This is a genomic window from Pseudonocardia humida (genome assembly GCF_023898865.1).
Taxonomy (GTDB): Bacteria; Actinomycetota; Actinomycetes; order Mycobacteriales; family Pseudonocardiaceae; genus Pseudonocardia; species Pseudonocardia humida.
This window is the reverse complement of sequence record NZ_JAGSOV010000024.1, coordinates 21172-37724: the sequence shown is the minus strand read 5'-3', so window position 1 is coordinate 37724 and position 16553 is coordinate 21172. Positions and strand designations below refer to the sequence as shown.

General features: G+C 74.8%; 13 protein-coding genes. 5 read left to right on the top strand and 8 right to left on the bottom strand.

Going from position 1 to position 16553, the window contains the following annotated elements:
• Nucleotides 1-19 precede the first annotated feature (19 nt).
• Nucleotides 20-430 (bottom strand): PaaI family thioesterase, encoded by a 411-nt coding sequence (locus tag KDL28_RS12020; RefSeq protein WP_252437823.1) that lies wholly within the window; start codon nucleotides 428-430, stop codon nucleotides 20-22.
• 53 nt (nucleotides 431-483) lie between these two features.
• On the opposite strand from KDL28_RS12020, the gene KDL28_RS12015 reads away from it, so the two are divergent.
• Nucleotides 484-1086: a TetR/AcrR family transcriptional regulator gene (locus KDL28_RS12015; RefSeq protein ID WP_252437821.1), complete on the top strand. Its 603-nt coding sequence runs from the start codon at nucleotides 484-486 to the stop codon at nucleotides 1084-1086.
• A gap of 104 nt (nucleotides 1087-1190) precedes the next feature.
• Nucleotides 1191-1895: a FadR/GntR family transcriptional regulator gene (locus tag KDL28_RS12010; protein ID WP_252437819.1), complete on the top strand. Its 705-nt coding sequence runs from the start codon at nucleotides 1191-1193 to the stop codon at nucleotides 1893-1895.
• Nucleotides 1896-1919: 24 nt separating this feature from the next.
• On the opposite strand, the gene KDL28_RS12005 is transcribed toward KDL28_RS12010, so the two are convergent.
• The 3 genes from KDL28_RS12005 to KDL28_RS11995 form a co-directional block, all read right to left on the bottom strand.
• A complete protein-coding gene (locus KDL28_RS12005; protein WP_252437817.1) occupies nucleotides 1920-2117 on the bottom strand; it encodes a hypothetical protein in 198 nt (65 codons plus the stop codon).
• Between the two features lie 74 nt (nucleotides 2118-2191).
• Nucleotides 2192-4018 carry an amino acid permease gene (locus tag KDL28_RS12000; protein WP_252437815.1) on the bottom strand — a complete coding sequence of 609 codons (1827 nt, stop codon included), beginning with the start codon at nucleotides 4016-4018 and terminating at the stop codon, nucleotides 2192-2194.
• A gap of 155 nt (nucleotides 4019-4173) precedes the next feature.
• Nucleotides 4174-4755 carry a tetratricopeptide repeat protein gene (locus KDL28_RS11995; protein WP_252437813.1) on the bottom strand — a complete coding sequence of 194 codons (582 nt, stop codon included), beginning with the start codon at nucleotides 4753-4755 and terminating at the stop codon, nucleotides 4174-4176.
• 1393 nt (nucleotides 4756-6148) lie between these two features.
• Here KDL28_RS11995 and KDL28_RS11990 point away from each other — a divergent pair.
• Nucleotides 6149-8737 (top strand): PEP/pyruvate-binding domain-containing protein, encoded by a 2589-nt coding sequence (locus KDL28_RS11990; RefSeq protein WP_252437811.1) that lies wholly within the window; start codon nucleotides 6149-6151, stop codon nucleotides 8735-8737.
• Nucleotides 8738-8744: 7 nt separating this feature from the next.
• On the opposite strand, the gene KDL28_RS11985 is transcribed toward KDL28_RS11990, so the two are convergent.
• Both KDL28_RS11985 and KDL28_RS11980 read right to left on the bottom strand, forming a co-directional pair.
• On the bottom strand, nucleotides 8745-9542 hold the full coding sequence (locus KDL28_RS11985) for an alpha/beta fold hydrolase (RefSeq protein WP_252437809.1): 798 nt from the start codon (nucleotides 9540-9542) through the stop codon (nucleotides 8745-8747).
• A gap of 97 nt (nucleotides 9543-9639) precedes the next feature.
• Complete coding sequence (locus KDL28_RS11980) at nucleotides 9640-11097, bottom strand: purine-cytosine permease family protein (RefSeq protein WP_252437807.1); 1458 nt, start codon at nucleotides 11095-11097, stop codon at nucleotides 9640-9642.
• A 261-nt stretch (nucleotides 11098-11358) separates the two neighbouring features.
• Here KDL28_RS11980 and KDL28_RS11975 point away from each other — a divergent pair, with 261 nt between their 5' ends.
• Nucleotides 11359-12168, top strand: a complete 810-nt coding sequence (locus tag KDL28_RS11975) for an SAM-dependent methyltransferase (protein ID WP_252437805.1) — start codon at nucleotides 11359-11361, stop codon at nucleotides 12166-12168.
• An 18-nt stretch (nucleotides 12169-12186) separates the two neighbouring features.
• Here the strand turns inward: KDL28_RS11975 and KDL28_RS11970 are convergent, their stop codons facing one another.
• Both KDL28_RS11970 and KDL28_RS11965 read right to left on the bottom strand, forming a co-directional pair.
• Nucleotides 12187-13245 (bottom strand): DUF6777 domain-containing protein, encoded by a 1059-nt coding sequence (locus KDL28_RS11970; protein WP_308215994.1) that lies wholly within the window; start codon nucleotides 13243-13245, stop codon nucleotides 12187-12189.
• Nucleotides 13224-14615: an Hsp70 family protein gene (locus KDL28_RS11965; RefSeq protein ID WP_252437801.1), complete on the bottom strand. Its 1392-nt coding sequence runs from the start codon at nucleotides 14613-14615 to the stop codon at nucleotides 13224-13226. The genes KDL28_RS11970 and KDL28_RS11965 overlap by 22 nt, the downstream gene beginning before the upstream one ends.
• 219 nt (nucleotides 14616-14834) lie before the next feature.
• On the opposite strand from KDL28_RS11965, the gene KDL28_RS11960 reads away from it, so the two are divergent.
• A complete protein-coding gene (locus tag KDL28_RS11960; protein ID WP_252437799.1) occupies nucleotides 14835-16337 on the top strand; it encodes a gluconokinase in 1503 nt (500 codons plus the stop codon).
• The last annotated feature ends 216 nt before the right edge of the window (nucleotides 16338-16553 follow it).

The following is a 16553-nucleotide window of genomic DNA, read 5'->3' as shown; positions in this document are numbered from 1 at the left end:
CGTTCGCGCGGCCGGGGCCTCAGTCCAGCGGGATGAGGATGGTGCCGCCGGTGGCGATGAGCACCTGCCCGCCGTCGCGCTCGCCGTGCACCTCGGCCCGGGTGAAGATCTGCCGGCGGCCGGCTTTCACGACGCGGGCCGCGGCGACGAACGCCGGCCCGGCGCCCGGGGCCACGTAGTCGACCGCGCAGTGCGAGGCCACGACCCGCTTCCCGACGGCGGTGTGCGCCGCGTAGCCGCAGGCCGTGTCGACCAGCGCGGACATCAGGCCGGCGTGCAGGGTGCCGGCGTACTGCCCCAGGTCGGCGCGCCACGGCAGCCGCAGCGAGACCTCGCCCGGCCGCGCCGCGACGACCTCGAACCCGGCCCACCGGTTGAACGCCGCGGTGGCGTTGAGCTCTCGCAGGTGGTCGAGGACGGCGTCGTTCATGTAGACCAGTCTACATAGAATAGGCTCCGGAGCCCATCCCCGGAGGTCCGCCCATGCCCACCCCGCCGCGCCACCGCGCAGCGCTCGTCCGGGCGGCCGCCCAGCTGTTCCGGCGCCAGGGCTACGGCGCCACCGGCCTGAACGAGATCCTGGCCGCCAGCCGGGCCCCCCGCGGTTCGCTCTACCACTACTTCCCCCAGGGCAAGGTGCAGATCGGGGTCGAGGTCGTCGAGTACGCCGGGCAGCGGGTCACCGCGACGCTCACCGAGCTCGCGCAGACCGAAGCCTCGCCCGCCGACGTCCTGCGCCGCTACGCGCGGATGGTGGTGGGCTGGCTGGAGGACTCGCGGTTCCGCGACGGCTCACCGATCACCACCGTCCTGCTGGAGCTCGCTCCCCAGGAGGCGGGCGTGACCGAGGTCGGCCGAGCCGCGTTCGCCGCCTGGTCGCGCATCCTGCGGGACGGGCTCGTCGCCGGCGGCGTGCCACCCGGACGGGCCGAGCGGCTCGCGGGCCTGGCGCTGTCGGCGTTGGAAGGCGCGCTCGTGCGCGCCCGCGTCGAGCAGGACGGAGGGCCGGTGGTGGACGCGCTCGACCAGGTCGCCGACCTGTTCGACAGCGCACTCGCCGACGGGCGTCCAGACCGCCATCACTGACGTTTCTCGGCAACTGGTTGCGAAGTCGTGTCGCGATCGGCCAGAACGCGGCTCAACTGGTCGGACCAATTGACCAGTTGGTCCGGCTCTGCCACGGTGCCCCCGTGACCCTCGACCGCGTGCACCGCGCCGGCCTGGTGGAGGCGGTCTTCCAGCAGCTGCGCGCGGCCATCCTCGAGGGCGATCTCCCGCCCGGCTCCCGGATGCCCTCCGAGCGCACGCTCGTGGAGCGGTTCGGGGTGAGCCGCCCCGTCGTCCGGGAGGCGCTGTCCCGCCTGGAGCACTCCAGCCTGATCCGGGTGCAGCAGGGCGCCTCGACGACCGTGCGCGACTGGCGCACGGAGGGCGACCTCGGCGTCCTGCTCGACCTGGCCGAGGTCGGCGCGGTGGGCCACCTGGAGCGCGACATCATCGAGGCCCGCCAGGCCATCGGGTCCGACGCCGCCCGGCGCTGCGCCCAGCGGGCCACCCCGCACGATGTCGCGGCGATCACCGCGGCCGCCGACGACCTCGCGGGCGCGGGCCCCGACCTGGTCGAGCTCGACCGGCGCAACCTGGTGTTCTGGCGCGCGGTGATGGTCGCGACCCAGAACATCGCCTACCAGCTGGCCTACAACTCGCTGATCTCCGGCCGGCTGGCGCCGCGCGACCAGCCGGTGCAGGGCCGGGTCGACGAGCTGGTCGACATCACCGCGCACCGCCAGCTCGCGGTGCTGATCGCCGCAGGGGAGGCCGAGGCGGCGGCGGCCGTCGCCTGGGCGCTGCTCGACCGGACCGAGGCCCCGGTCAGCGACGAGGCCACCGGCTGACGACCGCCCGTCGCGGTAGCGCCGTCAGGCCGGGTCCTTGCGGCCCGCCTCCCGCAGGCTCGTCACCGCGACGTAGGCGAACCCCGCCGTGAACACCAGGTTCCACCACTCCCGGGTGAGCAGGGCGACGACCAGCGTCCCCACAGCGGCGAGCGCGCACAGGACGGCGAGCACCCGCAGGAAGCCAGGGCGCCGCTGCCACGGCGTGGTCTCGGTGGCCATGCCCCGACGCTACCGGGCGGGGGAACCGCGGCCGGGACGGTGCGGCGGCACCATCCCGACCGCGGTCGCGGGGGCTACGCGCGCAGCTGCGCCTCGATCGCGGCCAGGCCCTGCTCGCTCGTGGCCTCCCGGACCGGGCCCTTGAACCAGCGCTTGGCCGAGAGCACGTACCAGCCCCCGAACAGCACGAACGCCCCGAACACCGTCAGCGGCGCGTAGTTGACGACCTCCCAGTCGAACTCCTCCGCGCCCGGGATGCCGTTGGGCGAGACCGGCAGCAGGAACAGCACGCAGACCAGCGCGATCCAGCCCACCGCGATCGGCGAGATCCACTTGTAGTGGTTGCCCAGGCTCCACGCGCCGCGCTCGAACCGGTCGCCCGCCTTGATCCGCAGGATGATCGGCATCGCGAACGCGATGTTCAGCCCGATCACCGCGATCGAGGTGCCGACCAGGTAGCCGACCGCGCCGTTGACCAGGGTGGGGATCATCAGCGCCCAGGCCAGCACGCAGATCGCGATCACCGCGTTGACCGGGGCTCGGTTGCGCGCCACCTGCCGCCAGAGCCGGTGGCCGGGCACCGCGCCGTCGCGGGAGAACGCGAACATCATCCGCGAGGCCGAGGTGACCGACGCCGTCCCGCAGAACAGCTGCGCGACCACGGCGATGATCAGCATGAACTCCGCCCAGCCCTCGCCCAGGGCCTCGGTCCAGATGTAGACCACGGCGTCGGCGCCGGCGTCGAGCGTGCCCTGTACGTCCGGGATCGCGAAGGTCACCGCGACCAGCAGGACGAACCCGAAGACGACCGAGACGACGACCGCCATGACCATGCCCCAGGCCGCCGCCCGGGAGGCCTGCCGGGTCTCCTCGCTCATGTGCGCCGACGCGTCGTATCCGGTGATGGTGTACTGGGCCATCAGCAGGCCGATGCCGAACACGAACCAGAAGGCGGTGTCGGAGAACCCGGAGTTGTTGATCGTCTCGGTGAAGACGAAGGCCGCCGACTGGTGGCGCGGCACCACGGCCAGCACCACCACGATCAGCCCCACGCCCACCATGTGCCACCAGGCCGAGACCGCGGTCAGCCGGGCGAGCACGCCCACGCTCAGCAGGTTCAGACCCAGGTGCAGGGCGATGATGGCGGTGTAGACGATGAAGATCGTCAAGGTCTCCGTGCCGAGGCCCGGGAACCACAGGTTCAGCAGCGCGGTGGTGAAGATCGCCGCGCCGTAGTCGATGGCCGCGGTCACCGCGATCTGCCCGACCAGGTTGAACCAGCCGGTGAACCAGCCCCAGGCCGGGCCGCCCAGCTTGGACGCCCAGAAGTACAGCGCTCCCGCGGTGGGCATCGCCGAGGCGATCTCGCCCATCGCCATCGCGATCAGCACGGAGAACGCGCCGACCAGCAGCCAGCCCCAGGTCACCGCGACCGGGCCGCCGTTGTTGAACGCGATGTAGTACGAGGTCAGGCAGCCGGCCAGGATCGAGATGATGGTGAAGGAGATGGCGAAGTTGCTGAACCCGCCCATCTCCCGGTACAGCACCTGGGCGTAACCCAGCCGGTTCAGCAGCGCCTCGTCGCTGTACGCCCCGCCCGCGGGTTGGGCCGGTGCCTCGGGGCGGCCGAAGCCGCCGAAGTCGGCGCCGAGGCCGCCCTGCTGCGCGGGCGGGCCCGGGTAGCCCTGCTGGCCGCCCTGGAACCCGCCCTGGTAGCTGCCTTGGTAACCGCCCTGGTGACCGGCGGGGCCGTCGGCGTACCCGACCGGCGCGTCCGAGTACCCGCCGGATCGGCCGTAGCGGTCGGGGGCCGCGTAGCCGCCGGACGGCGGAGTGGGCGGGTACCCACCGCGGTCGTCCGACGGCTGGCCGCCGGCACGACTGTCGTAGGGAGCCGACATCGGATCACCTCGATCTGTTCATGCGCCGGCCCCGTGGGTGAAGGCCGGCGCAGGTCGAGTTCCACGCACTCCCGTCGGAGGGCGGGTGGAGACCCCGTCGCGGACCGGGGACCGGTGGGCGACGGGCGGCGGGGGGAGGACGCGGAGCCGGGCCATCAGGCGCTGGTTCCGATGAGTCCCCAGGCGTGACCGCACTCCAGGAGCATGGCCGTGTAGGTGTGCCGGGCCCCGTAGGTCTCCTCGGCGTCGGTCAGGGCGGCGACGAGCAGCCGGTGCGCCGAGGAGACGTCGCCCGCAGCCGCGTGGGCCAGCGCCAGCCCCATCCGCGAGGTGAGCGTGTCGGGGTGGGTGGGGCCGAGCCGGCGGGCCCGCTGCAGCGCGACCTTGCCGGACATCGCGACGGCGTCGTCGGCGTTGCCCTGGGTGCGGTGCACCGCCGCGAGCGCGTCGCGCGCGGTCATGGTGTCGGGGTGGTCGTCGCCCAGGACGCGCACCCGGTCGGCCAGGTTGTCGACGACCTGCTTCAGGCCGCGCCTGCGCTGCCCCGCCGCGACCTGCGCGACGCCCAGGTTGCCGGCGACGATCAGCGTCGCGGCGTGCTCGGGGCCGAGCACGGCGCGACAGCCGGCGAGCGCCTGCTCGAACTGCGGCACCGCCTCCCGGTACCGCCCGGCCGCGAACAGCGCGGCGCCCTCGTCGTTCCGGGCCGCGGACTCCTCGACGTGCAAGCGACGCACCCACCCTCCACCGTCGGCGGCCGGCTCGTTGCCGCCCGGTTCCGCACCGGTCGCGTCGGGGCCGCGGCGAGGGGACGGCACCCTGTTCCAGGTGTCGTTCTCGGCGGGGTCGAGCTGACCGGAGCTCGTGGGCTGCATCGAGGGGGCGATCCGTTCGGGTACTCAGGGCCGAGTTCGGACGTCCATGACGGGGTCATCCGGCCGGCCGATTGATCGGGGAACACTAGCGCAACACTCAACTCAAAGTAGCGATGTGCCTCACACCTGCCACCCGATCGAGGCCACCGAGCGCCGATGTGTCGGCATCGAGGGCCGAGCGGACCGCGCATCCGGAGCGGTTGTCGCATTCCCGCAGCGCACGCCGTTGACAGCGTGACGGCGACTACTCTCTCCACTCGGCTCGTTACTCTGTGTGGCGTAGTGACCGATCCGGTGCACTTAATGCGCCACGCCGGTCGCCACTCGTCGACCGCTTGCCGCACGGACCCTCAAGCAAAGCCACCGCGGAGCCGTAACAAGATCGCCATAAGAACGGAAGTCGTTCGACACATCCGTTCACTCCCCGGCGCACCGGGAATCGATGTCCATCCACATTGCCCGCCGCGCGGATCCGCACCGCGGGGTCCGATGTGGATCTCAGCTCCGCCCACCCACCGCCCGTCCGTCGGGCCGCGGCCCCACCGCCGTCGCCGTCGACCCGGGCCCGACCGGCCCGAGCCCGGTCGGGTCCGCTTCGACAGGTACCTGACCTGGACTTATGCCTGGATCACCCCGGCCGACCGGACGAAACGTGACGATCCGGGCGAGCTTCCTCGTCCCGGCTCCGGAGCACCGACCGGGCGGGCGGTTCGGCCGGTTCCCCCGATCCCGCCACGGGCGCGACGCACCTCGGCGCCGCAGCCGCCCGCCGGAATCGGCACACCGTCGACGTCGCTCCATCATTCGCCCGCGACGCGAGCCCCGGCCCTGGCGAATTCCCGCCAGTTCAGCGCCCGCTTGCGTTCGGGCGTACGCCGGTGCGGATCCCCGGCCGATTCGATGATCCATAAGGCGGCGGGCGGGCGGACGCCGCCATTGGTACGACTGCCCACCCCGTCGCCCCGCTCGCCCTACTCCGACGCCCCCTCCGAGAGCCACCCGGGAGCTGCCGGCAATGGTCGTCCCGATCATCGGCCGGGCATCGGCATGATCGTCGACCCGCCGTTCCCTCACTCCCCGTAACAGCACTCTCCGTGGCCACGTCGTGCCCGTTGTTCACTCGGACGGCTGCCCGGCAACGGTGGTGATCGTCGGGACGCCACCCGCATGCGCATCGATCGCCGCGTGGCAGGCGACGCGGCGACGTCCGGTGTTCACCTCGTATTTCATCGCGCGTTGAGTTAAGCTCACCGGCATGACAGTCGTCGGTCTCGACAGCCCCGCCGCCCGCAGCCCGGAGCTCGTGGGCGGCAAGGCGGCCAACCTCGCCGAGCTGTTGTCCGCCGGATTCGCCGTGCCGACCGGCTTCTGCGTCGTCACCGACGCCTACCGGGAGGCCGCGTGCGCCGCGGGCCTCGACGCGGTGGTCGCCCGCGAGCGCGACGCCGAGCTCGCCCGGCACGCCCGGGACGCCCTGCTGCGGGCACCGGTGCCACCGGCCGTCGCCGAGGCCGTCAGCGCGGCCTACGCGGGGCTGGGCGACGACGTCCCGGTCGCGGTGCGCTCCTCGGCCACCGCGGAGGACCTGCCCACGGCCAGCTTCGCCGGTCAGCAGGACACCTACCTCAACGTCGTGGGCACCGGCGCGGTGCTCGACGCCGTGCGCCGCTGCTGGGCCTCGCTGTGGACCGACCGCGCCGTGGCCTACCGCGACACCGCGGGCATCGACCAGCGCACGGTCGCGCTGGCCGTGGTCGTGCAGCGGATGGTCGACGCGCGCAGCGCCGGCGTGCTGTTCACCGCCGACCCCGTCAGCGGCGGGCGCACGCGGACCGTCCTGGACGCGAGCCCGGGGCTGGGCGAGGCGGTCGTCTCCGGGGCGGTCAACCCCGACCACGTCGTCGTCGACGGCCCCGCCGACACCGCCGCGGTCGACTACCGACCCGGCGACAAGGCCGTCGAGATCCGGGCGCTGCCCGGCGGCGGCACCGAGCGCGTCGAGCGGGCGGGCGCAGCGCACGAGCGCACCCTCACCGACGCGCAGGTTCGCGAGCTGGTCGCCCTCGGGCGGCGCGTGGAGGCCTACTACGGGTCCCCGCAGGACATCGAGTGGGCCTACGACGGCGGGGGCCGCGCCTGGCTGACCCAGTCGCGCCCCATCACCACGCTGCACCCGGTCCCCCCGCCGACCGGCCCCGGCCTGCGGGCCTACCTCAACCTCAGCCTGGCCCAGGGCCTGACCCGGCCGATCACGCCGCTGGGGATCTCCGCGTTCCGCGTCATCGGGGCGGTCGGCTCGCGCCTCGCCTTCGGCTTCCCCGCCGAGGAGCCCACCGGCCCGGTGGCGATGACCGTGGCCGGCGGCCGCGTCTTCGTCGACATGACCGCCGCCCTGCGCAACCCGGTCGGCAGGCGGCTGCTCCCGCTGGTCCTCGGCGTGATGGAGGCCCGGTCGGCGGTCGTGGTGCGCGCGCTGCTGGAACGCCCGGAGTACGCGGCGGGCTCGCGCTCGCCGCTGCCGTTCGCCCGCCGGGTGGCCCGGGCGCTGGTGCGGTTCGCCGTGCCGGTGCAGATCGCGCGGGCCCTGGTGAGCCCGGCGGCCGCGCGGCGGCGCATCGACCGGATCGGCGCCCGGCTGACCGACGGCCTGCCCGCGGCCGACACTGCCGCCGCCCGCCACGAGCGGGCGCTCGAGCTGCTGCGCCGGGTCTTCCCCGTGCTGCCGTCGGTGGTGCCCGCGGCCGGGGCCGGGTTCGTGATGCTCGGCGCGGCCCGGCGCCTGGCCGGCCCCGACATCGACGCCCACACCACCCACGAGCTGCTGCGCTCCCTGCCGCACAACGTGACCACCGAGATGGACCTCGAGCTGTGGCGGATCGCCGAGCGGCTGCGCGCCGACGAGGCGTCAGCGGCCCGGTTGAGCGCCGGCACCGGCCCGCTGCCCCCCGTGCTGCGCCGCGAGCTCGACGGCTTCCTGCGCGAGCACGGCCACCGCGCCGTCGCCGAGATCGACGCGGGCATGCCGCGCTGGCGCGACGACCCGGCGTACGTGCTCGGGGTGCTGGCCAACTACCTGCGCCTGCAGGACCCCGCCGCCGCGCCGGATGCGGTGTTCGCCCGCGGCACGGCGGCCGCCCTGGCCACGCTCGACGACGTCGTCGCCCGCGTGCGGCGCCGCTCGCCGGTGCGGGCCCGGCTGGTCGGCTGGGCGCTGCGGCGGATGCGCGAGCTCGCCGGGCTGCGCGAGACGCACAAGGACTACCTGGTCCGCCTCCTCGCCGCCGCCCGCGTCGAACTGGGTGCGGTCGGCGACGAGCTGGCCGGGCGGGGCCTGCTGGACGCCGCCGACGACGTCTGGTTCCTCGACCTCGCCGAGGTCCGCGGCGCCGTCGACGGCGCCGACCACCGGTCGGTCGTCGCGGAGCGCCGCGCCGAGTACGACCGGGAGCTGCGCCGCCGGCACGTCCCGCGCATCCTGCTCTCCGACGGCACCGAGCCCGAGGCGCTGCTCACCCCGACCGCCGTCGAGGGCGCGCTGGTCGGCACCGCGGCCTCGGCGGGCGAGGTCACCGGCCCCGCCCGCGTCGTGCTCGACCCCGCCGACACCCACCTCGAACCCGGCGAGATCCTGGTCGCGCCCTCCACCGACCCCGGCTGGACCCCGCTGTTCCTCACCGCTGGCGGGCTGGTCATGGAGATGGGCGGGTCGAACTCGCACGGCGCGGTCGTGGCCCGCGAGTACGGCATCCCGGCGGTCGTCGGGGTCCCCGACGCCACCGCCGCCATCCGCACCGGCCAGCGGATCACCGTCGACGGCGCCGCGGGGCTCGTCCGCCTCGGCTGAACCGGGCTCAGCCGCCAAGGAAGCCGAGCAGGTCGCGCGCGAGCCGCTCGCGCTCGGTCACGTAGAGCCCGTGCGGCGCGCCCGGGTAGAGCTCGAACCGGGCGTCGGGCAGCAGCTCGGCCGTCGGGCGCCCGGTCAGGTCGATGGGCGCGGACGCGTCGGCGTCGCCGTGCACGACCAGCGCCGGCACCTCGACGGCGGCCAGGTCGGTGGTCAGGTCGGTGCCGAACGTGGCCCGCAGGCAGGCCGTCTGGACCTCCAGCGGCGTGGCCAGGATGGTGGTGACGCCGTCGTCGACGAGCGCATGCGAGACCCCGGACGCGGGCGCGGCGAAGTAGGCGGGGGCGGCGTCGCGGAACCACCCGGGCCGGTCGGCGTGCAGCGCCGCGAGGGTCGCCTCGACGGGCTGCGGCCCCACCGCCCCGTTCAGGTACGGGGTCATGGCGCCCAGGTAGACCGCCCGGGAGACGCGCCCGCAGCCGTGGCGGGCCAGGTAGCGGGTGATCTCGCAGGTGCCCATGCTGTGCGCCACCAGCCGGACGTCGTGCAGGTCCAGCCGGTCGATCAGCGCGGCCAGGTCGTCGGCCAGGGTGTCCAGGTCGTAGCCGGTGGCCGGCTGGTCGGAGCGGCCGTGGCCGCGCCGGTCCATGGCGATGCAGCGGTATCCCGCCCCGAGCAGCACCGGCAGCTGGTACTCCCACATCGCCGAGCTGAGCGACCAGGCGTGCACCAGCACGACCGGCGGCCCCTCGCCGAGGTCCTTGAAGAACTGCCGGTTGCCGTCGGGGGTGTCGAAGTAGGGCATCGCAGGCTCCTCCGCTCGCGGTTCGGTGCGCTCACCGTCCCGCGACCGGGTCATGCCGTCGATGACCTCCGGGGTCATGCCCGCTCGGCGCGGCCGGTCAGGCCCGTGCGATCTCCCGGTTGCCCGAGAACGGCAGGTAGATGGCGGCCGCGACGACGGCGCCGAGCAGCAGGCTGATGTCCACGCCGCCGGCGATGTCCGAGAGCGGGCCGGTGAACGACAGCGTCTGGATCGTCAGCAGGCCGGCGACCGAGCCGACCGCCCAGGCCAGGGTGGCCGCCCAGTTCCAGCCGCCGCTGAACCAGTAGCGCCCGCCGGTCTCGCGGCGGTTGAACACCTGCAGGTCGTCGGGGTCGTAGTGACCGCCGGTGCGCAGGAAGTTGATCCCGACGACGACCGCCCACGGCGCCGCGAACTCGGCCATCACCAGCAGCGCCGCGGAGGCGACCTCGATGATGTTCGGCGAGGCGACCGCCAGGTAGATCAGCACGACCGCGACGACCGCGATGACCGCGGTGGCCTGCAGCCGGCTCAGCCGCACGACCAGCGCGTCGAGGTCGAGGCCCGCGCTGTAGAGCGAGGAGGCGACCAGGCCGACACCGCCGAGCACGCCCAGCGGCAGCAGCAGCACGGCGTACCAGGACGGCGCCTCGTTCGCCAGCGTGGCGGCGAAGGGGACCGCCGGGTCGGCGAAGCCGGGCGAGGAGGTCGACACCAGCGCGCCGATCGCGGCGGGGACCACGAAGCCGATGAACACGCCGATCGAGCCGATCCAGGCCAGCGAACTGGTCGAGTGCCGGTCGGAGCGGATGTAGCGGGTCCAGTCGCCGACGATCGTGCAGACCACGAGCGCGCCGGACACCCCGATGGTGGTGGCGACCAGGAACCACGTCGGCCAGTACGACCCGAGCACGGGCTCGCCGCCGGCGTAGCCCCAGTCGATGGCGCCGCCGAAGGCGACCAGCATCAGCAGCAGCAACAGCCCGCCGAGTGTCACCAGGACGACGTTGGCGCGCACCAGCCAGCGGAAGCCCCAGATCGCGATGGCCGCCGACACCGCCAGGACCACCGCGTAGCCCACCGCCTGGGTGGCCGCGGTGTCCGGCGTGCCGAGCAGCCGACCGGCCACCGCGACCCCGGCCGAGCCGCTCGTCCACGTCGTGAGCGCGACCGAGAACAGGCAGCTCAGCAGGCCGATCGTGCTGCCGATCAACCGGCCGCGGACGCCGAAGGTGGCCCCGGACGCGGTGGCGTCGTTGGTGGCGGTGCGCGAGCCCAGCAGGATCAGGGGCACCAGCAGGACCTGCCCGACCAGGGTTCCCACGGCGATGGCCGCGATGGTGTCCCACACCCCGAGCCCGAAGCCCATCCCGATCCAGCCGAACGCCACCGCACCCAGCCCCACCGAGGAGCCCACGAAGATCATCGCGAAGATGCCGGGGGTGGACGTGCGCTCCGCGTCGGGGATGCGGTCGACGCCGTGGCGCTCTATGCCGCCGCGAGCACTGGCGTCGGTGCGGTCCTCCAGCGGTGGGGCCTTCGGTTCAGCACCCATGACGGTCCTCCGGGCATTCTGGTGGCGTGGTCGGGATCGGGTTGCGTGATCCTCACGGTACGCAGCGCAGGCGGCACCCTATCGGGCGCCACCCGGTCGGTGAGCGCCGTGCCCCCGGGACCGCAGCGGCGTGTCGCGCGCGTTCGGCGAGCCGTCGACTGCACCCCGTGACCGGTGACGGTTCGATCAGCGCCGGACCTCCGGCCCGAGGTCGTACTAAGGTGCGGACGACAGCGTTCGGCACGACAGGTGGGACCACCGATGGCACAGGGAAGCAACGGCGGCCAGGCGCTGCGCGACATCGACGTCAGGGTCCCGCACTCGGCCCGCATCTGGAACTACTGGCTCGGCGGGAAGGACAACTTCCAGGCCGACCGCGACGCGGGCGACGAGTTCCTCGCCGTCTACCCCGAGCAGCGCGACAAGGCCCGCGCCTGCCGGCAGTTCCTCTACCGCGCCGTGCGCCACCTGGCCCTGGAGGAGGGCGTGCGGCAGTTCCTCGACATCGGCACCGGCCTGCCGACGGCCAACAACACCCACGAGGTCGCGCAGGCCGCCGCCCCCGAGTCGAAGATCGTCTACGTCGACAACGACCCGCTCGTGCTGGCCCACGCCCGCGCCCTGCTGACCAGCTCCCCCGAGGGCGTCACCAACTACATCGACGCCGACCTGCACGACCCCGACAAGGTGCTGGACGAGGCGGCCAAGACCCTCGACTTCGACCGGCCCATCGCGCTGCTGCTCATCGGCGTGCTCGGCCACGTCCAGGACTACGACGAGGCCCGCTCCATCCTGTCCCGCCTGCTCGCCCGCCTCCCGTCGGGCAGCTTCCTGGTCGAGAGCGACGGCACCGACAGCAGCGAGGAGTACCTGGCGGCGGTCGAGCAGTACGCCGACAGCGGCGGCGTCCCCTACAACGCGCGCAGCTACGAGCAGATCGCCGGCTTCTACGAGGGCCTGGAGGTGCTGGAGCCCGGCGTCGTGGACATCACGCAGTGGCGCCCGGCGGAGACGGTCTTCGGCCGCAAGCTCGACGTCGCCGAGGTGGGCGGGATCGGCCGCAAGCGGTAGCGCCCGAGCCGGCGCCGGTCAGCCGTCGACCTGCACCACGGCCTCGCCGGTGTCGGTGGCGGCGTCCGGGTCGGTGGTGACCGGATCGGGTTCGACGGCGGTGGGCGGGTCCGGCTCGACCTGGGACCGGGCGCCCGGGTCCGGGTCGGCGACCGGCTCGTCCACGGCACCGGGCGGCGCGCCGTCGGTCGCCGTGGTGACGCCGGGGTCGGTGGCGATGACGACGTCCGGCTCCGCGCTCGGTCCCGGTACGGCGGGCTCCGTGGTCACGGTCGGCGGGATCGCGGGGTCCGCGGCGTCCACGGTGTTCGGGTCCGGGGCGGCCGGCACCGCCGGGTCGGCGACGGCGCCGGGCGCCGCCCCTCCGGCGCCGGAGTCGGTCGCGATCGACTCCCCCACCTTCGCCGCCAGGCCCGGGTCGGCCGGGCGGTCCTGCTCGCCGCTGGTCCCCCGCGGCCGGGTCACGACCTCGTTCGTGCCCGGCGCGACGACGACGAAGTCGCGGACCTGCGCCGGGGCCCGGGTGATGACGGTGACCGCGTCCTCGGCGAAGCCGTTCCACGCCGGGTCGGTGTAGCGCACGGCGGACCGCCGGTCGGGCTCGGCGAGCGGGTTGCCGCAGTAGCAGCGCACGCGGGGCAGGCCGAGCGGGTCGACCAGGACGGCCGTGCCCGCCTGGAGCACCGACTGGAACGGCGTCGGGCGCCCGTCCTCGAAGCCGTGGTTGGTCACGGCGGTGTCGGTGCGCAGCGTCACCGGCGTGAGCGACGCCAGCAGCGGGCCGATCGCGGCGGGGGCCAGGCCCAGCGCGCTCGCCCACGCGCCCGCCTTCGCCGGGTCGGCCTCGAGGTGGGTCCGGATCGCCTGCGCGTCGCAGGCGTTGGTCCGGGTGCCGCCGTACAGCCCGGGGGTGTCGCCGGTGACGGCGGCGAGGTTCGTCACGACGGGCGCCGGCACCACCTCGGAGTCGCCGTTCGACGGGACGAACGGGGGGAACGCGCCCGCCGAGCCGGCCGGCTCCCGGTGCACGACCTCCGCCCACGGCGGGTCCGCGATCACCGCGATCGCCGAGGCCATCGCCACGGCGACCAGGAGGGAGGCGACCAGCAGCGGCGTCCGGCGCCGCGGGGGCGTTCCCGGGTCGGCGGCCGGCCGCACGTGCGGCCGGTCCGGGCGGTGCGGCTGGTGCGGGGCGGGCGCGGGCGGGCCCGCGGCGGCGCCCGGCGCCGCGGGGGGGGTCCGGGGGGGGCGGCCGGCCGCACGTGCGGCCGGTCCGGGCGGTGCGGCTGGTGCGGGGCGGGCGCGGGCGGGCCCGCGGCCGCGCGTCGCACGACGGTGGTCGGGTCCACCGCCACCGCGGCGGTGACCGCGGAGGCGTCCGGGACGGGGGCCGCGGCCCGGCGGACGGGCGCGCCGTGCAACGCGGCGCCCAGCGCGACGTCGTGCTTGGGGTGGTTGTCCATGGCCAGCGGCCTGCGGAACGCCGTGGACACGACCTGGCTCACCAGCGGGATCCGCGACGAGCCGCCCACCATGACGATCGCGGACAGGCCCTCGGGCGCGGTGCCCGCGGACTCCAGGGCCCGGTGCATCGCCGCCACCGTCTCGTCCACGGCGGGGCGGAGCATGTCGTCCAGCTCGCCGCGGGTCAGCCGCACCGAGCGGTCGATCCCCGGCAGCGCCACCCGCACCGCCGTGTCGACGTGGGACGACAGCACCTCCTTGGCCTCGACGCAGTCGCGCCGCAGCCGGGTCAGCGCGGCCAGCACCGCCGGGTCGGAGTCGTCGAGGTCGGCGTCGGCGCCCGCCGCGGCGAGCACGTGCCGGAAGACGGCCTCGTCGAAGTCGACGCCGCCCAGGTGCTCCACGCCCTCGGGCGGCCCGGCCAGCCGGAAGCCGGTCTCGCCCCGCACCAGCACCGCGGCGTCGAACGTGCCGCCGCCCAGGTCGTACACCGCCACCCGCTCGCCGAGCGCCACCCGGGCGCGCGAGGCGTAGGCGATCGCCGCGGCCTCGGGCTCGGTGCACGTGCTCGTGGGCACGCCGCGCAGACCGGCCAGCTCGACCGCCTGGCCGAGCAGGTCGCGCTTGAACGGCCCCCAGTTGGCCGGGTGGGTCACGGTGACGCGCTCGGGCGGGCCGCCCCGGCGCTCGGTGGCGACGTCGACCACCCGTCGCAGCAGCCGCGCGGTCAGCGCCTGCGCCGAGAACGGGGAGCCGCCCACCAGGATCGGCACCGGGTCGCCGATCCGGCGCTTGAACTCCCGCACCACGCGGGCCGGGTCGGTGGCGCCCAGCTGCTCGGCCGCCTCCCCGACGACGACCCCGCCGTCCTCGCGGACGAACACCACCGACGGCACCTGCATCGCCCGGATGCCCAGCCCGAGCACCTCGGCGCGGCCGTCGACCTCGACGGCGGCGGCCGTGTAGGTCATCCCGAGGTCCACGCCGAGCCGGTAACCCACAGTCGTCCTCCCGGGGCCGATGGTGTCAACGGCTCGAACCGAGGCGCCGCACTGTCGGTCGTTCGGCGTGACCACGCCAGGTGTTACGCCGACTCCGTGCAGTGATGATCCTCGGCGGGTGCGCCCACGACCCGGCGGCCGCGAGGCCGCTGCGGTAGCGTTCCCGACCCACACGACGTCGACCTCGCGGGAGCGGAGCTGATGGCCGGAAGCGGTGGTCGCGTCGGGCTGGACGACGCGCTGGACCCGTTCGTGCTGGCCATGGACGTGGGCTCGACCGCGAGCCGCGGCGACGTCTACGACGCCGCCGGGCGGCCGGTGGGGGGCGACCGGTCCAAGGTCGCGCACGAGTTCCGCACCGGCGCGGACGGCGCCAGCGAGATCGACCCGGACCAGGTGGTCGACGAGCTGGCGGAGATCATCACCGAGCTGGCCGCGGCCGCGCCGGAGGGCCGCATCGGCGGCGTCGCGCTGGACACGTTCGCGTCGTCGCTGGTGGGCGTGGACGCCGACGACCGAGCGGTCACCCCCTGCTACACCTACGCCGACTCGCGGTGCGGCGCCCAGGTCCGGGCGCTGCGCCGGGAGCACGACGAGGAGCAGGTGCGCCAGCGCACGGGGGTCCGGCTGCACAGCAGCTACCTGCCCGCGCGGCTGCGCTGGCTGCGCGAGACCGACCCCGACCGGTTCGCCGCCGCGCGGCGCTGGATGTCGCTGGGCGAGTACGCCTACCTGCGACTGCTCGGGACCACGGCCGCCGGCACGGCCACCGCCGCCTGGACGGGCATGCTCGACCGCCACACCGGCCGGTGGGACCCGGAGATGCTGGCCGCGGCCGGGGTCGAGCCCGACCGGTTGTCGCAGGTGCGCGACCCGGGCGACCCGCTCACCGACGTCGATCCGGAGGTGGCGAAGCGCTGGCCCGCCCTCGACGGCGCCCGCTGGTTCGCGCCCATCTCCGACGGCTTCGCCAGCAACCTGGGCACCGGCGCGGCCGACCCGACGACGGCCGCGGTGGCCGCGGCCACCAGCGGCGCGATCCGCGTGCTCGTGCGGGACATCCCGGAGCGGATCCCGCCGGGGCTGTGGTGCTACCGGGTCGACGCCGGCCGCTCCCTGCTCGGCGGGGCGCTCAACGACGTCGGGCGGGTCCTGAGCTGGCTGCACGACACCGTGCAGCTGGGCGACACCGACCCGGCCGACCTGATGGCCGCCGCCCCCGACCCCACGACACCGCTGGTCCTGCCGTACCTGTCCGGCGAGCGCTCCACCGGCTGGGCCGCCGACGCGCGCGCCGTGATCAGCGGGGTCTCCGGGGCCACCACCGGCGGGCAGCTGTTCCGCGGGGCGATGGAGGGCGTCGCCCTGTCCTACGAGCGGATCGCCGACCAGCTGCGAACCACCTCCGCCGACCCGCAGCGCATCCTGGCCAGCGGCCGGGTGACCCAGGACCTGCCGAGCTGGCTGCAGGTGCTGGCCGACGCGCTGGGCACGCCGGTGGAACCGGTGACCATGAAGCGGGCCACCCTGCACGGCACCGCCCTGCACGCGCTGGAGGTGCTCGCGCCGGACACCGCGCGGGAGCCGGTGCCCACCGGGCCCACGCTGCACCCGGTGCCCGAGCACCGCGAGCACTACCGCGACCGCGCCGAGGCGTACGACCGGCTCTACCGGGCCGTGATCACCGGACCCGGCACGGGCTGACGGCAGCCGCTGACCGGGCCTTCGGGCTGCTCGCAGGCCTCGCCGCCCTCCTGGGCTGGGCACCGTCCCCCACGTGCCACCCGACCCGACGGTCAGGCGCAGTACGCGGCTCGTTTTCGTACGATGATCACGCGGTTCGGTCGGGCTGAGACCCGTGACGGCGCCGACATGATCGCCTTTGCGCATCGACCCGAAAGACCCCCGCTGATCCGCGGG

Bases quoted from the DNA above. Each gene is read 5' to 3' on its own strand.
- KDL28_RS12020 (WP_252437823.1), bottom strand. From the start codon at position 430: ATGAACGACGCCGTCCTCGACCACCTGCGAGAGCTCAACGCCACCGCG.
- KDL28_RS12015 (WP_252437821.1), top strand. From the start codon at position 484: ATGCCCACCCCGCCGCGCCACCGCGCAGCGCTCGTCCGGGCGGCCGCC.
- KDL28_RS12005 (WP_252437817.1), bottom strand. From the start codon at position 2,117: ATGGCCACCGAGACCACGCCGTGGCAGCGGCGCCCTGGCTTCCTGCGG.
- KDL28_RS12000 (WP_252437815.1), bottom strand. From the start codon at position 4,018: ATGTCGGCTCCCTACGACAGTCGTGCCGGCGGCCAGCCGTCGGACGAC.
- KDL28_RS11990 (WP_252437811.1), top strand. From the start codon at position 6,149: ATGACAGTCGTCGGTCTCGACAGCCCCGCCGCCCGCAGCCCGGAGCTC.
- KDL28_RS11985 (WP_252437809.1), bottom strand. From the start codon at position 9,542: ATGCCCTACTTCGACACCCCCGACGGCAACCGGCAGTTCTTCAAGGAC.
- KDL28_RS11980 (WP_252437807.1), bottom strand. From the start codon at position 11,097: ATGGGTGCTGAACCGAAGGCCCCACCGCTGGAGGACCGCACCGACGCC.
- KDL28_RS11975 (WP_252437805.1), top strand. From the start codon at position 11,359: ATGGCACAGGGAAGCAACGGCGGCCAGGCGCTGCGCGACATCGACGTC.
- KDL28_RS11970 (WP_308215994.1), bottom strand. From the start codon at position 13,245: ATGGCCTCGGCGATCGCGGTGATCGCGGACCCGCCGTGGGCGGAGGTC.
- KDL28_RS11960 (WP_252437799.1), top strand. From the start codon at position 14,835: ATGGCCGGAAGCGGTGGTCGCGTCGGGCTGGACGACGCGCTGGACCCG.